A 15777-nucleotide genomic window follows, 5' to 3' on the forward strand; every position below is an offset into this window, starting at 1 on the left:
GGCGCCCGTGGCGTTCGACGACGACTACCGGCGGGAGGTGCTGGAGCCCGCGCGGGCCGCCGGCGACCAGCCCCCCGAGGACCTGCGCGTCCGCTACGCGCTGGACGCTTCCCTGGGCGCGGCGGCGGTCGCGGCGCGGGTGAAGCAGGTCCGGCAGTGCTGGCGGCGGGCCCGCGGGCAGCTGAAGTACCGCAAGCTGATCGACCGGCTGGAGGCCGAGCACCGCGAGCTGGCCCCGCTGTTCGCCGCCGCCGAGCGCGGCGACCTGCGCCCGCTGCAGGCGCGGCTGCGCGGCGGCGCGGAGCGCACCGAGCGGCGCCGCGGCGAGGCCCGCGCGCGGCTCGCCGACGCCGCCGGGGCGCTGCGCACGGCGGCGCCCGCCGAGGTCGAGGCGATCGCCCGCACCGGCGGGGTGACCCGCGCCGAGCTGGCGGCGCTGGCCGCCGCCGACGGCATCGAGATCCGCGAACCCGACCCGCTGCCGGCCGCCGCGCCCTACCCCGCGTACCGGAAGGTGCGCGAGTCGCTGGACGTCCTCGGCAAGCGGCACCTCGCCGACTTCCTGTTCGGGCCGCGGCTGGCCGGCCCGATCCGCGTCCTCGGCGGCTTCGCCGCGCCCGGCGGCGACCTGCGCCTCGACGGCGCCGCCGTGGCCGCCGCCGGCGCCGAATGGGCGCGGCGCAGCCGCGACACCAGCACCACCCACGCCGACACGGTCCTCGCCGCGCTGCGCTCGGCCGACGACCCGCACGCCCTGCTGCTGTTCGACGTGGTCGACCGCCTCCGCGAGCGGCTGCGGCAGCGCGCGTCGGAGCGCGCCCTCCTGCGGTACGCGATCGAGGACCTCGGCATCGAGCAGGGCGACGCCCGCCGCCTGGTCTTCGCGCTCCTGCGCGAGTCGGGGCCGGGCGGCGGCCTCGCGGGGCGCCTGCGCGCCCTCCTCGACGCGGGCGACGTGTACGCCGCCGCCGAGCTCGCCGACGCCGCGAAAATCCCGCACCCCTCCCCCGGCCCCCAGCACGGCTCCTCCCAGCACGGGGAACCGCCCGAGGAGGAGGTCCTCGCCGCCGAGGCCCGGCACCGCCTCGACACCGCGCTGCGCCTCCGCGAGACGGCGGCCGCCGAACCCGACCCGGACCGCGCCTTCCGCCTCCTCGCCGACGCCCTCCGCCTCGTCCGCGACCTGCCCGGCGCCGCCCACCACCAGCGCCGGCTCCCGCCCCGCCCCGTCCCGTCCCTGCGCGCCGACGTCGACGGCGGCACGGTGCGGCTGTCGTGGGAGGCGTCGCCCTCCACCGCGGGCGAGATCGGGTACCACGCGGTGCGGCGCGCCGGGCGCGCGCCCCGGGACGTGCGGGACGGGGAGCCGATCGCGGGCGTGGTGGACGAGCGGCCGCCGGTGAACGCTCCCGTGTACTACGCCGTGTTCGCGGTCCGGGGCGAAGGCGTCGCCGCGCCGGCGGTGACCGGGCCGGTCGTGGTGCGGCCCGAGCCGTCGGACGTCGAGCTGATCGCCGGTGACGGGCAGGTGACCGGGCGGTGGCGGTGCCCGGCGGAGGCGGCGCGGGTCGTCGTCGTGCGGGACGGCAAGTCCGTGCCGGCGGGGCGGGACGGGTTCCGCGAGCGGGTGCCGAACGGGCGCACCCACCACTACCTGGTCTGCGCCGTCTACCTCGACGCGTCCGGCCGCGAGATCGTGACCGACGGGGTGCGGGCGTCGGCCACGCCCAGCGCGCCGCCCGAGCCCGTGTACGAGATGCGCGCGGAGACCGACCCCGCCGATCCGGGGCTGGTGCGGGTGCGGTTCGACCCGCCCCGGCACGGGGCCGTGGAGCTGGTGCTGTCGGACGGGCCGCCGCCGTGGCCGCGCAGCGCGATCGTCCCGCTGGAGGAGGTGCGGCGGGAGACGCGGCGGATGGCGTGCACCCCGCTGCCGGGCGGGCTGGAGACGCGGCCGGGGGCCGGCGGGTGGCTGCTCGCGGTGACGGTCGCGGAGGGCGCCGCCGCGATCGGCGCCTACCACCGGCACGTGAACCTGCCGCCGCCGCGCCGGCTGGTCGTCGAGCGGCGCGGCGGGCACGTCCACGTCGGGTTCGACTGGCCGGCGGACGTCGCCGAGGTCGACCTCCGGTACCGGGTCGGCGGCGAGTCGCGGACCGAGGTGGTCACGCGGGCCTCCTACGCCACGCAGGGCGGGGTGCGGCTGCCCGTGCCCGAGGACGCGGCCGTGGAGGTGTCGGCCGCGGCGGCGGGGACCGTGGGCGGCGCGCGGGTCACCGGGCCGGCGGTGACCGAGGTGGTCGCGGCGCGCACCATCGTCCGCTACGACGTGCTGCGGTCCGGGCCGCCGTGGCGGCGCTCCCTGACGATCCGGCTCACCTCGGCCCGCCCGCTGCGGGTGGCGCGGCTGTCGCTGGTGCTGCGCGCCGGCCGGGTCATGCCGCACCGCCCCGGCGACGGCGACACGCTGGGCGCCTGGGAGCAGGTGCCGGTGCCGGGCGAGCTGTCCCTGGCGGCGCCGGACGCGTCCGGGCCGTACTGGCTGCGCTGCTTCGCCGACGACGACGGCGTCGAGCTGAGCGACCCTCCCGTCCGCCGGCTGCAGGTCACGTGATGGCGCGCCCGCTGGCCCGGGTGGGGATCCCCGGGATGCCGTCCCGGCAGGGCATCACCTGCCCCTACTGCTTCGCGTCCGTGGCGCCGCAGCGGGTGCTGTTCCGGTGCCGCGGCCAGGTGGGGCGGCGGCAGGGCTGCGCGCCGGTGCTCGACAAGGAGCTGGCGGAGTACACCGGGTCGACGGCGGGCGCGTCGCTGCCGCCGGTGTTCGCCGCGTCCGGGCGGAAGGGGCGGGCGGACTGCCCCGAGTGCGGGCTGCCGACCGGGAACCGCGCCTGCCCGGAGTGCCACAACCCGCTGCCGTCGGCGTACTGCGACTCCCCGGGCCGCATCGTCGCGCTGGTCGGGGCGAAGAACGCCGGGAAGAGCACCTACATCGCGGTGCTGCTGCACGAGCTGATGAACCGGGTCGGGACGGAGCTGGACGCCTCGCTCGTCGCGTGCGACGACCGGACGATCGAGCGGTACAAGCGCGACTTCGCGCGGCCCCTGCTGGAGGAGCGGCGGCTGCTGCCGACGACGGCCAGCGCCGCCACCGGCCCGCGCGAGCCGCTGGTGTACCTGCTGACGCGGACGCGGCGGGGGCGCTTCTCGCGGCCGCGCAACGAGTCGCTGGCGCTGGTGCTGTTCGACACGGCGGGCGAGGACCTGCGCAGCCGGGAGGTCACCGACCTGCACCTGCGGTACCTGGAGGCCGCCGACGCGATCATCTTCCTGGTCGATCCGCTGGAGCTGCCCGGCGCGCGGGCGGGCGTGCGGGACGCGGTGCCGCCGCCGCGCGCGGCGGGCGAGGACCCGGACAGCGAGCCGCTGAACATCATCGCCCGGGTGACCGAGGCGCTGCGGCAGCGGCACGGCACCCGCCCGGGCGAGCCGCTGCCCGTGCCGGTCGCGGTCGCGCTCACCAAGATCGACGTGCTCCGGCCGGGGCTGCTGGAGCAGTCGGCGCTGCACCGGTCGCGGTCCGGGCAGGGCGTCCTCGACCTGGACGACAGGGACGCGGTGAACGAGCAGGTCCGGGCGCTGCTGCACGACTGGCAGGCCGGGCAGCTCGACACCTACCTCGGGCAGCAGTACGCCGACCACGCGCTGTTCGGGCTGTCCGCGCTCGGCGGCGCCCCCGAGCGGGGACGCGTCGGCGCGGGCGGCGTCCGGCCGTACCGGGCCGAGGATCCGCTGCTGTGGCTGCTGTACCGGTTCGGGATGCTCGACGGCGTCCGCCCCGGGGGCGGCTGATGGCCTGGCAGCTGCACTACACCTCCGCGCGGCGCGGGCCGACCGGCCGGGCCGGGTTCCAGTTCGTCGCGGAGACGCCCGGCCTGCCGGACGGGGTCCGCGCGGGCGTGACGCCGTACCTGTCGTACCGGCCGCCGCCGGACGCGCCGCCCGCCCCCGACGACGCCGAGCTCGGCCGGTTCCCGGTGTCGCTGCTGTACGACGTGGTGGACGGGCGCCCGCTGCTGCTGCGCTGCCGCTACCTCGGCCGCGACTACTCGGGGCGCTACGGCAACTTCTTCGCGCACGCGGTGGTGGCGGAGCCCGACGAGCTGGAGGGGCTGCGGCCCGCCGAGCTGTGGCACGCCGCGCACTGGGCGCGGTCGCCGGCGCCCGGCGCCGTCCTCGACCCGCTGGAGGAGCTGACGCCGGGCGCCGCGCTCGCCCCCGAGGCGCTCGCCGCGTGGCTCGCGGTGTCCGGCCCGGACGACCCCTACGGGCTGCTGGCGGCGCTGGTCGACGCGGTCGCCGGCGTCCTCGGCCGCGGGCACGGGCGCGTCGTGCTGGTCGCCGAGGACGTCGAGCTGATCGCGCGCTGGATCGCGGTCGTGTCGTACTCGCTGCCCGTCGCGGCGGCGGCGCGGCTGTCGTTCGTCACCTACACCGCCGACCCGGACGGCGCCGCGCAGCGGCTCGTCGGCACCACGCCCGCGATCTGGGCCGCGATGCGCCACCACGCGCCGCACGCGTCCGCGTTCGACCTGCACAAGGGCGGCGCCGAGGGCCCGGCGAGCCGGTTCGCGCGGACCGTCGCGGGCTGCTGGCGCGCCGCCGACTTCGGCGGCCTGGACGCCCTCGGCGAGCTGGCGCCGCTGAACGACCCCGCGCAGGAGGGCGCCGCCGCCCTGCTCGCGCTGTGCCGGGGCGACGCGACCGTCACGGCGGCGGAGGAGCGCGCGGCGGCCGACCTGCTGGCGCGGCACGGGCCGGACATCCCGGAATGGGTGTGGCGCGACCTCGTGCCGGGCGTCCCGTCCATGGGGCTCGACCTGGCGCTCGCGGTGCACGGCCGGGCCCCCGCCGAGTTGCGGGACGCGGTGCTCGACGGGCTGATCGGCGGGCTCGCGGCGGGGCGGGCGGCCGTGCTCACGCCGGACGCCTGCGACCGGCTGTACCCGCACGCCGAGCGGCTGCGGGCCGTGCCCGGCGTCGCGGTGCCCGTGCTGACGTCGGTCGCCCGGAGGCATCCGGGCCGCCGCATCGCGGTCACGGGCGAGCTGCTGCGGCTGGACGGCGCCGACCTCGACGCGGCGCTCCGGGAGGTGTGGGAGGCGCCGCCGTCCGCGGGCGAGTGCACCGACCTCCTGGACGCGCACGGGCCGCATCCCGCGCTGGCCGGGCTGCCGTCCCGGACGTTCACCCGGCTCGCCTTCCCCGGCGGCGAGCACCTCGCCGACACCGGCACGCTGCGGCTCGCCGAGCGGGTCCGGGAGATCATGCCGGACGGGCCCGCCGGGCGCGACGCCGCCGTCGTCCAGGCGTACGGGACGGCGATCACCGCGAAGCCGGAGCGGGCGGCGCGCGCCCTGGCGGAGATCGCGGACGCGGGCGGCGCGACCCGGCAGCTCGCCGACGAGGCGTTCATCGGCGCGGCGCGGCGGCTGGCCGGGCGGCCGCCGCGGTTCCGCGCGGAGCTGCTGGCGGCCGTGCCGGCGCCGGTCCGCGCCCGGCTCGCGGAGCGGTGGACCGCCGAGCTGACCGGGCGCGCCCGCGGCGGCCGCGGCCCGCTGCTCGGCCGCGAGATCGAGCAGCGCAACGACCTGGTCGAGGTGGTGCTGCGGCTGCGCAGGCGCGGCGTCGCCGAGCCGTCGCTGGAGGCGTGGGCGCGGGCCGCGGCCGGGCGGTGGCTGGCCGGCAAGCAGCTCGACGCGCACCTGGCGCGCAGCCCCGAGCTGCGCGCCGCGCTCCGCGACCTCCTCGCCGAGGGCGGGGGGTGAGCGCGTGCATCCGATCATCGTGCTGCTGCTGATCGCGGTGTGGCTGGGCGCCATGTGGCTCGGCTTCATGTACGTGTTCCCGGTGCTGTTCGCCGCGACGCTCGTCGTCGCCGGGGCGGCCGCGCTCGGGGTGTACTACCTGCACGCGTGCCGGACGCTCGCGCCGTCCAGCCTGGAGGGCCCGTCGCCGGTCGCCGCCCCCGACGTCGCGTACCGGCACTACCTGCTCGGCCAGGTGTGGCGCGACTGGTGGACGATCAGCCGCACGGTCGTCCCGCAGGTGTACCGGACGGCCCGGACCATCGTCGTGCGGCTGACGCGGACGCTGCTCGGCGGGCCGTGGGGGTTCTTCGTCCTCCCGGTCTGGCTGGCGCTGTGCGCGGGCATCGTCGCCGCCGCCGTCCCCGCGTCGGTGTTCGTGCTGGCGCTGACCGCCCTGTACGGGGTGGTCGCGGCGGTCGGGCTCGCGGCGTGGCTGGTGTGCGTGCTCGTCCTCGCGGCGGTGGAGCGCGGCTTCATGATGTACGGGCGGATCCTGCAGACCTGCCCGCACCCGTTCTGCTACGAGCGGATCGGCCTGCCGGAGTACGAGTGCCCGGGATGCGGGGCGCGGCACCGGCGCCTCACCCCGGGCGCGCGCGGCGCGTTCCGGAACGTGTGCCGCTGCGGGGCGCGGCTGCCCACGACCGTCCCGCTCGGGCGGTTCCGGCTCGCCGCGTACTGCCCGCACTGCGGCGGGCGGCTGCCGGAGCGGATCGGGCGCGTCCGCGTGGAGCCGCTGCCGTTCGTCGGCGGCCCCGCCGCCGGCAAGACGACGTTCATGGTCCTCGGCATCCGGGCGCTGCACGCCCGCGCCCGCGCCGTCCACGGGCGGCTCGCGTTCGTGGAGCAGCGGCACGCGCAGGCGTACGCGGGCGCGATCCGCGAGTTCCAGCGCGGCGGGCGCCTCGCCAAGACCGGCCCCGAACTGCCCCTGGCCACCATGGTGGACGTCGAGCTGCCGGGGCGCGCCCGCCGCATCCTGTACCTGTTCGACCCGGCGGGCGAGCACTACACGGGCGCGACGGAGGTCGAGTCGCTGCGCTACCTCGACCACAGCGAGGCGCTGCTGTTCGTCGTCGACCCGTTCGCCCTCCCCCACCTGCGCCGCGCCCTCACCGGGGACGAGCGCGAGTTCATCGACCACGCCGCCGTGTCGTCGGAGGAGGACCCGGCCGACACGCTGCAGCGGGTGCTGAACGACCTGCGGTCGCGGCCCGACCAGGGCCGGCAGAAGCGGGTCGCCGTCGTCGTCACCAAGACCGACCTGCTGGTCCGCACCGAGATCGGCCGCTGCCTGGACGAGGACACCGACCTGCGCGAATGGCTCGGGCGGGTCGGCCTCGGCAACACCGTCCGCACCCTCGACCAGGTCGCCGCGCAGGTGCGGTACTTCGCGTCCGGCCTGACCACCGAGCCGGCGGACGTCGCGGACCTGCTCGGCTGGGTGACCGGGCTCGGCCCCGCCGCGGCGTCCAACGGCGACGCGCCCCTCACCGACGCGCCGCAGGAACCGCCCGGGACGGCCCCGCTGCGCGCCCCCTGGCCGGTGCGGGGGCGCGGCGCCGCCCGCGTCCCGGCCGGGTACCAGGTGGGGCGCTGGGCGGTGCTGTCCGGGGTGTCCGCCCTGACCATCGCCACCGTGACCGGGGCCGTCCTCGCCGCGGCCGAGCGGTTCCCGTTCTGAGCCCGCCGCGACGCACGTCCTCTCCGCCGCCCGCCCGCGAAGGTTGCGTCACAGAACTGACTCGGCGTACGGTCGAGAAGTGATCATTCGCATCGGCATGGCCCCGGCGGCGTCCGCCCTCGGCCCCGAGCCGCTGACCGCGCTCTCGCTCGGCCTCGAACGCGAGGGGTTCGACTCGCTGTGGGTGTCGGAGCGGGTCACCGGCCCGGCCCTCGACCCGGTCGTGGCGCTCACGTACGCGGCGGCGCTCACCTCCAGGATCAAGTTCGGGATGGCCGTGATGACCCTGCCGGGGCGCGCCCCCGCCGTGCTCGCCAAGGAGCTGGCCTCGCTGGACGTCCTGTCCGGCGGGCGGCTGCTGCCCGCGTTCGGGCTCGGGCAGCGGCACGCGGGGGAGCAGCAGGCGTTCGGGGTGCGGCGCGAGGAGCGGGCGGCGGTCTTCGAGGAGGCGCTGCCGCTGCTGCGCCGGTTCTGGGCCGAGGACGAGGTCACCCACGACGGGCCGCGGTTCCGCTACGAGGCCCTGCGCGTCCTGCCGAAGCCGGCCGCGCGCGGGTTCGACGTGTGGATGGGCGGGACGGCCGAGCCGGAGCTGCGCCGCGCCGGGCGCCTGTCGGACGGCTGGCTCGCCGCGTTCCCCACGCCCGCCGAGGGCGAGCGCGGCCGCGCGATCGTCCAGGAGGCGGCGGCCGCGGCCGGGCGCGAGATCGAGGAGGAGCACTTCGGCGCGGTCGTGCCCTACCGGCGCGGGCCGCTCCCGCCGGAGGCGGAGGCCCGGTTCGCGCGGGTGCGCCGGGTGAGCGGGCCGGCGCCGCAGGACGACGTCGTCCCCGATCTCGGCGGCCTGGAGGCGCACCTCAAGCGGCTCGTCGAGGCGGGGCTGTCGAAGTTCGTCCTGGCGCCGATGGCGCCGCCGGACGACTGGGCCGCCGAGCTCGCCGACGTCCGCGACGCCGTCCTCCACCTCCAGACCAGGCGCTGAGCGCGTCCGTCCGCTTCACCGGGCCAGGGCGGTTCACCGGTCCAGGGCGGCGAGGATGAAACCGGCCACCTCGTCCGCCAGCCGGTCGGCGCTCTTCGGGCCGTCCGGGCGGTACCAGGACGGCATCTGGTTCACCATGCCGAGCGCGACGATCGTCACGGTCTCGGCGGGGGTGGCGGTGCTGAACACGCCGTCCCGCTGGCCCTGCTCGACGAGGCCGCGGAAGATCACGTGGTAGCGGCGGCGGTCGGCGCGGACCGAGCGCATCCGGGCGTCGTCCAGCCGGTCCTTCTCGCGGGAGAACACCTTCGCCTCGTCGATGTGCTCGGCCGTGCTGCGGATGAGCCCGGTCAGCACCGCGTGGACGGCCTCGCGCGGCGGCAGCCCGCGGGCCAGCACGGCGCCGAGGTCGGCGAGCTGGCGGGCGATCAGCGAGTGGTAGATCTCGTAGAGGAGGTCGTCCTTGGAGTCGAAGTAGTGGTAGAGCGCGCCTTTGGTGACCTCGGCCGCCTCGACGATGCCCTGCACGGACGTGCCGTCGAAGCCGCGCTCGGCGAACAAGCGGAGCGCCGCGTCCAGGATCCGCCGCTCGACCGCGCTCTGCCGTACGGGGGCCGTCGACTCCGGCACCGGTACCGTGTCCGTCACCTGGGCACCTCCTTGGGGAGCGGGCATTGACGGGGGTGCGTCCCTCGTCTTAGCTTGCCAGAAACCGACTGGTCGGTATGCATCCGGCGGTCGCGATTTCCCGAGGAGAGCCGATGCCCGCAGTAGAGACCGTCCGCGGCCCCGTCGACGTCACCGGCCTGGGGCGCACGTTCATGCACGAGCACGTCTTCGTCCTCAGCACCGAGAACGTCGAGAACTACGGGCTCGGCGACTGGTGGGACGAGGAGGAGAAGGTCGCCGACGCCGTCGCCAAGCTGCGCGAGCTGGTGGACCGCGGCGTCACCACGATCGCCGACCCGACCGTGTGGGGGCTCGGCCGCTACATCCCGCGCATCCAGCGGATCGCCGGGCAGGTCCCCGAACTCAACATCATCGTCGCGACGGGCATCTACACCTACAACGACGTCCCGTTCCAGTTCCACTACCGCGGCCCCGGCACGCTGCTGGACGAGGGCCCCGACCCGATGATCGCGCTCTTCACCCGCGACCTGACCGAGGGCATCGCCGGGACCGGCGTCAAGGCGGCGTTCCTCAAGTGCGCCGTGGACGCGCCCGGCCTCACCCCCGGCGTCGAGCGGGTCCTGCGGGCCGTCGCCGGGGCGCACCGCGAGACCGGCGCCCCGGTCACCGTCCACACCGAGAGCTCGATCCACGCGGGACGCGCGGTCGTGGACATCCTCGGCAAGGAGGGCGTCGACCTCGCCAAGGTCGTCATCGGGCACGCGGGCGACAGCAACGACCTCGACTACCTCATGGAGCTGGCCGACACCGGCGCGATCCTCGGCATGGACCGGTTCGGACTCGACATCATCAACCCGACGGAGAACCGGGTGGCGACGATCGCGTCGCTGTGCGAGCGCGGATACGCCGACCGGATCGTCCTCAGCCACGACGCGAGCTGCTTCATCGACTGGTTCGGCCCCGACCCGGCGACCGTCCCGGCGATGCAGCCGAACTGGAACTTCCGCCACATCACCGACGACGTCCTGCCCGCCCTGCGCGAGGCCGGCGTCACCGACGCCCAGCTCGACCAGATGCTGGTCGACAACCCCCGGCGGTACTTCACCCGCTGAACTGCTCGATCTCCCCGCCTCCTCCACATCTCGGACTAATCCACTGGAATCGGGAATCATTGGAGGAACCTGCGGGAGGAGGCAGCGAGGTGAGCGACCACCGCGTGCGCCGCGGCGTCCGGGCCGCGATACCGATGCTGCTCGCCGCGCTGCTGGCCCTCCTCGTCCCGGGCTGCCGGGTGATGGAGAGCGGCGGGCCGGAGGACGTCCCGCCGCCGGTCCGGACCACCGAGGCCGAGAAGGCCGAGCCCAGCGGCCGCAAGCCCGGCGTCGTCAACATCGAGACCGAGCAGGAGCTGAACGGCACCCGCGCCGCCGGGACGGGCATCGTGCTGACCCCGAACGGGCTGGTGCTGACCAACAACCACGTGATCAAGGGCGCCACCGCGATCACCGGGACGGACACCGACAACCGCCGCACCTACCCCGCCGAGGTCGTCGGCTACGACCGGGCGGGCGACATCGCGGTGGTCCGGCTGACCGGCGCGGCCCGGCTCAAGACCGCCGCGTTCGCCTCCGCGTCCGGGGTGAACGTCGGCGACGTGGTGACCGCGGTCGGCAACGCGGGCGGCAAGGGCGGCGCGCCCACCGTCGTCACCGGCAGGGTCACCGCGCTGGACCAGGCCGTGACGGCCCGCGACGACAGCAGCGGCACGTCCGAGCGGCTCACCGGGCTGATCGAGACGAACGCGCCGATCAAGCCGGGCGACTCCGGCGGCCCGCTCCTCGACACCGCCGGGAAGGTCATCGGCGTCAACACCGCCGCGTCCGCCGGAACGTCCGCGAAGGGGACGCAGGAGAAGAAGAACCACCGCGGCTACGCGATCCCGTCCGACCGGGCGCTGGAGATCGCCCGGCAGATCCAGCGCGGTGAGGCGTCCTCGACCGTGCACATCGGGCCGACCGCCATGCTCGGCGTCAAGGTCCGCTCCAACGGCCGCTCCCCCGGAGCGCTCGTCGCCGAGGTCGTCCCCGGCTCGCCCGCGGAGGCCGCCCGCATCCCGGCCGGCGCCGCCATCGTGGCCTTCGGCGACGACGCGGTCGACTCGCCGTCCGCGCTGACGACCCTGATGCACTACCGCCACCCGGGCGACACCGTCCGCATCGAATGGACGACCCGCCAGGGCGCCCGCATGAGCACCACCCTCCGCCTCGCGGAGGGCCCTCCCCAGTAGCGTCCGGGCCGCCGCGCGAAAGCACGTTTCCATCGTGCGGATCGGTAAGGGTCAAACCGCCGATGGCGTGCGAGAGTGGTGGGGGGACGACCGCCCGAGCACGAGGAAGTGGATGCCATGGCCCGCAAGGCGCCCGCCGGAGATTACGACGAATCGGGTCTCGAGGTCACCAAGCCGAAGACGTGGGCGGCGGGCGTCCCCGGGGTCACCGCCGCGCTGCGCAGCTCGTACGAGCAGATGGGCGTCCGGCGGACGGCCCTCACGCTGCTGCGCGTCAACCAGAAGCAGGGGTTCGACTGCCCGGGGTGCGCGTGGCCGGAGGGCGACCACCGGCACGTCGCCGAGTTCTGCGAGAACGGCGCGAAGGCCGTCGCGGAGGAGGCGACGACGCGGCGCGTCACCCGCGAGTTCTTCGCCCGGCACACCGTCGCCGAGCTGGCCGAGCGGTCCGACCACTGGCTCGGGCAGCAGGGGCGCCTCACCGAGCCGATGGTGAAGCGCGCCGGGTCCGCCCGCTACGAGCCGATCGGATGGGACGAGGCGTTCGGGCTGCTGGCGTCGGAGCTGAACGCGCTGGACTCCCCCGACGAGGCCGTCTTCTACACCTCGGGCCGGACGAGCAACGAGGCGGCGTTCGCCTACCAGCTGTTCGCGCGCGCGTTCGGCACGAACAACATGCCGGACTGCAGCAACATGTGCCACGAGTCGTCCGGGTCCGCGCTCAGCGAGACGCTCGGCGTCGGCAAGGGCTCGGTGCTGCTGGACGACCTCTACAAGGCCGACCTCATCTTCGTCGTCGGCCAGAACCCCGGGACGAACCACCCGCGGATGCTGTCGGCGCTGGAGAGGGCGAAGAAGGAAGGCGCCCGGATCATCGCGGTGAACCCGCTGCCCGAGGCGGGGCTGATGCGGTTCAAGAACCCGCAGCGCCCGTCCGGGGTGACCGGCCAGGGCACGGTGCTCGCCGACCGGTTCCTGCAGATCCGGCTGAACGGCGACCTGGCGCTGTTCCAGGCCCTCAACCGGATGCTGCTCGAATCGGACGCGCCCGACGCCGTCGACCGCGAGTTCCTCGCCGCGCACACCCACGGCTTCGAGGCGTTCGAGAAGCACGTCCGCGCCCTCGACTGGGGCGACGTCCTGGAGGCGACCGGCCTGACCCGCGGCGAGATCGCCGCCGCGCTCGGCGACGTCCTCACCGCGAAGCGGATCATCGTCTGCTGGGCGATGGGCCTCACCCAGCACCGCAACTCGGTGCCGACGATCCGGGAGATCGTCAACTTCCTGCTGCTGCGCGGCAACATCGGCCGCCCCGGCGCGGGCGTCTGCCCGGTGCGCGGCCACTCCAACGTGCAGGGCGACCGGACGATGGGCATCTGGGAGCGGCCGAAGCCCGCGTTCCTGGACGCCCTGGCCGCCGAGTTCGGCTTCGACCCGCCGCGCGAGCACGGCCTGGACACCGTCGGCGCGATCCGCGCCATGCGGGACGGCAGGGCCAGGCTGTTCCTCGGCATGGGCGGCAACTTCGTCCGCGCCACCCCCGACTCCGCCGTGACCGAGGCCGCCCTGCGGAACTGCCGGCTGACCGCGCAGGTCTCCACCAAGCTGAACCGCTCCCACGCGGTCACCGGCGAGCTGGCGCTGATCCTGCCGACGCTGGGCCGCACCGAGCGCGACGACCAGGAGTCCGGCCCGCAGTTCGTCTCCGTGGAGGACTCGATGGGCATGGTCCACGCCTCCCGCGGCCGCCTCGCCCCCGCGTCGGAGCACCTGCTCTCCGAGGTCTCGATCGTCTGCCGCCTCGCGAAGGCCGCGCTCCCCGCCACGGGCATCGACTGGGACGCGATGGAGCGCGACTACGACGTGATCCGCGACCACGTCTCCCGCGTCGTCCCCGGCTTCGCCGGCTACAACGCCCGCATCCGCGAGCCGGGCGGCTTCACCCTCCCCCACGCCCCCCGCGACGAGCGCAGGTTCCCCACCGCCACCGGCAAGGCCAACCTGACGGTGAACGAGCTGGAGGTCCTCCGCGTCCCGCCGGGGCGCCTCCTGCTGCAGACCGTCCGCAGCCACGACCAGTACAACACCACCATCTACGGCCTCGACGACCGCTACCGGGGCGTCAAGGCGGGCCGCCGCGTCGTCTTCGTCAACCCGGCCGACCTCGCCGGCCTCGGCATCGCCGACGGCGCGACGGTGGACCTCGTCTCCGAGTGGACCGACGGCACCGAGCGCCGCGCCCCCGGCTTCCGCGTCGTCTCCTACCCCACCGCCCCCGGCTGCGCGGCGGCCTACTTCCCGGAGACCAACGTCCTGGTCCCCCTCGACAGCACCGCCGCGGTCAGCAACACCCCGACCTCCAAGTCCGTGATCATCCGCCTCGAACCGTCCTGACGGGAACCTGGCCTCTTCCGGCTAGGCCGGCGCGTCCGCCCGCCCTTGTTGGGGGAACCCCGCCGCGGACAAGATGAACCATGCGGCAGGCACTGGTCACACGCGTGCTGAACGGACCGGCGACACTGCGGACCTACGGATACGGAAGGGAGGCCCTCGACGTCATCGCCGATCCGGACGCGGACGAGGGCGCGCCGGTCGAGGTCCTTCTCGTCGGCCCGCTCAAGCGGCTCCGGATTCCGGACCGGCGGCTCGACCTGACGCTCCGCGCCGAGCCCGGCCGCACACCCGAGACCATCACCGTCCTGCTGCCGGAGGGAGACGGCGGTCCGCTGTTCCGGCTCAGCCTCGTGAACGTCAGGGCCTGTCTCCAAGGGTGGCCGCGCGTCCTGGAGCTCACTGGCGGCAGCGCGGTGCTCGGCCAGATCTCGTCCAGTACGAGGCTCCACGAGGTGCGGATCCGCGGCGATGCCGCGGTCCATGCTTTGGCGGACGTGGAGAAGCTGACCGCCGTGAGCGGGACGCTGCGGCTGGCCGGCGAGCTGCGCGCCGACCGGGTGGAGGGCTCCGCACTGAGGTTGGCCTGCGGCGACGGCGAGGACTGTCTCCTCAGCGTGCGGTCTGTGGAAGAGGGGTTCAGCGCCGACGTCGGCGCGAACGCGCGGCTCGCGTTCACCGGGCCACCGGACGGGCGGCGGGCGGCGCCGGCCACGGTGGTCGTGAGCCCCCGGCTCACCGGGAGCGGCGAGGTCGCCGTCGACGACGCCACGATCCAGGCGCCGCAGTTCTCTGGCGCGCTGAAGCTCGTCCTGGCGGGTGGCGCGCGGGTGACCGGGGCCACCGGCGAGATCCGGTCGCTGAGCGCGCAGGCCGCCTGCCGCCTCCTCGCCGATCCGCGCACCGGGCTCGAGGTCGCCGCCATCGAGGCCGGCACGGGTGCCGAACTCTCCGACATCAGCGCCTTCAGCCTGACGCAGAGATCCCTCGCGGTCGCCGGCAGGGCGGCGCACATCTCCTTCTGGGCGGGACGCTCCGTCCGCGACGGCGCCAAGCGCGCACGGGCAATGAAGGAGCGGAACGACGACCGCTACCTGGCCGCGTACTGGGCCGCGGTCCTCGCGCTCGTGGAGCGCACCGGAGCGCCCGGCCGCGTCCAGATGGTGGCGCGCCGGGCCGAGATGGACTTCCGGCGCCGGGCCCTCCCGCTGCTCTCCGTGGACCGTGCCGCCCTCGAACTGCTGCGCCAGATCCGCTACGGGCAGAGCGCGTTCGCCCCGCTCGCCGCCCAGCTGCTCACCGCCGCCGGGGGCTCGCTGGTCCTGCGTTCGATGGGCGGGTACCCGGACGATTCACCCCGCAGCACCATGATCATGACTGTCCGGTTGTTCCTGGCGCCGCTCGGCGTCCCATCCCAGTTGAAGGTGTTCCAGCCGGTCCAGATCCCCGGAGCGGGGGTATGGGACATCGCCGTCTGGTTGATCTGCCTGTTCACGGGTCTGTTCTGCTTCTCGGCGGCGGCCCTCGCCGCGCGGCGCCGCATCACCTACACATGAGCTTCCCCGGGGGGCCGAGGCCCCACCCGACGAGGACGGCCCGCAGTCTCGCGTCCAGAGCGCCGGGGTCCCACTGCGCACGGTTGTCGATCGCCGCGTAGCGGTCCGTCCCGACGCGCCCGCGCAGGGAGTCGGGGGACGCCGTGGCCGCGGCGGTCACGAAGGCGTCCGGAACCCGGTACAGCGGGGGGCGCAGCCGGTTGCGGCGCCGCGCGATCTCCAGCGGCGCGGTGACGGAAAGGACGTGCAGCTCGAATTCACGGAGCGCGGGCAACGCCTTCACGGTCTGCGCATAGTCGGTCGACGCGAACTCCACAAGGACCAGTGAACGAGTGCGCCGGCGAGCTGCGAGCAGCGCGTTCAGCTCGTCGAGCGCC

11 protein-coding genes are annotated in these 15777 nt (G+C 75.5%); 9 read left to right on the top strand and 2 right to left on the bottom strand.

What is annotated here, in order from left to right:
- The first annotated feature begins 7 nt into the window (after positions 1 to 7).
- From ACIWVC_RS17685 to ACIWVC_RS17705, 5 genes are all read left to right on the top strand, one after another.
- Positions 8 to 2614, top strand: coding sequence for a hypothetical protein (locus ACIWVC_RS17685; protein ID WP_396454339.1), 2607 nt, complete (start codon positions 8 to 10; stop codon positions 2612 to 2614).
- On the top strand, positions 2614 to 3852 hold the full coding sequence (locus ACIWVC_RS17690) for a hypothetical protein (RefSeq protein ID WP_396454340.1): 1239 nt from the start codon (positions 2614 to 2616) through the stop codon (positions 3850 to 3852). The genes ACIWVC_RS17685 and ACIWVC_RS17690 overlap by 1 nt, the downstream gene beginning before the upstream one ends.
- Positions 3852 to 5828 carry a hypothetical protein gene (locus tag ACIWVC_RS17695; RefSeq protein ID WP_396448798.1) on the top strand — a complete coding sequence of 659 codons (1977 nt, stop codon included), beginning with the start codon at positions 3852 to 3854 and terminating at the stop codon, positions 5826 to 5828. Before ACIWVC_RS17690 ends, ACIWVC_RS17695 begins: the two co-directional genes overlap by 1 nt.
- Positions 5829 to 5832: 4 nt before the next feature.
- Positions 5833 to 7554 (top strand): hypothetical protein, encoded by a 1722-nt coding sequence (locus tag ACIWVC_RS17700; protein WP_396448799.1) that lies wholly within the window; start codon positions 5833 to 5835, stop codon positions 7552 to 7554.
- Between the two features lie 79 nt (positions 7555 to 7633).
- The gene (locus ACIWVC_RS17705; protein ID WP_396448800.1) at positions 7634 to 8536 is read left to right on the top strand and encodes an LLM class flavin-dependent oxidoreductase; all 903 of its coding nucleotides are present in this window, start codon (positions 7634 to 7636) and stop codon (positions 8534 to 8536) included.
- 33 nt (positions 8537 to 8569) lie between these two features.
- On the opposite strand, the gene ACIWVC_RS17710 is transcribed toward ACIWVC_RS17705, so the two are convergent.
- Positions 8570 to 9184, bottom strand: a complete 615-nt coding sequence (locus tag ACIWVC_RS17710; RefSeq protein ID WP_396448801.1) for a TetR/AcrR family transcriptional regulator — start codon at positions 9182 to 9184, stop codon at positions 8570 to 8572.
- A 113-nt stretch (positions 9185 to 9297) separates the two neighbouring features.
- Between ACIWVC_RS17710 and ACIWVC_RS17715 the strand changes: the two genes are divergently transcribed.
- The 4 genes from ACIWVC_RS17715 to ACIWVC_RS17730 all read left to right on the top strand — a co-directional run bounded on the left by ACIWVC_RS17715 (position 9298) and on the right by ACIWVC_RS17730 (position 15400).
- Positions 9298 to 10278, top strand: coding sequence for a phosphotriesterase (locus tag ACIWVC_RS17715; RefSeq protein ID WP_396448802.1), 981 nt, complete (start codon positions 9298 to 9300; stop codon positions 10276 to 10278).
- Between the two features lie 89 nt (positions 10279 to 10367).
- Positions 10368 to 11453: a S1C family serine protease gene (locus tag ACIWVC_RS17720; protein ID WP_396448803.1), complete on the top strand. Its 1086-nt coding sequence runs from the start codon at positions 10368 to 10370 to the stop codon at positions 11451 to 11453.
- 117 nt (positions 11454 to 11570) lie between these two features.
- Positions 11571 to 13847, top strand: coding sequence for an FdhF/YdeP family oxidoreductase (locus ACIWVC_RS17725; RefSeq protein ID WP_396448804.1), 2277 nt, complete (start codon positions 11571 to 11573; stop codon positions 13845 to 13847).
- Positions 13848 to 13927: 80 nt separating this feature from the next.
- Positions 13928 to 15400 carry a hypothetical protein gene (locus ACIWVC_RS17730; protein ID WP_396448805.1) on the top strand — a complete coding sequence of 491 codons (1473 nt, stop codon included), beginning with the start codon at positions 13928 to 13930 and terminating at the stop codon, positions 15398 to 15400.
- On the opposite strand, the gene ACIWVC_RS17735 is transcribed toward ACIWVC_RS17730, so the two are convergent.
- A partial coding sequence (locus ACIWVC_RS17735) for a hypothetical protein (protein WP_396454341.1) occupies positions 15387 to 15777 on the bottom strand: 391 nt, incomplete at its 5' end. The two genes, ACIWVC_RS17730 and ACIWVC_RS17735, sit on opposite strands and share 14 nt — an antisense overlap.

This window comes from Actinomadura sp., assembly GCF_044508335.1.
GTDB lineage: Bacteria > Actinomycetota > Actinomycetes > Streptosporangiales > Streptosporangiaceae > Spirillospora.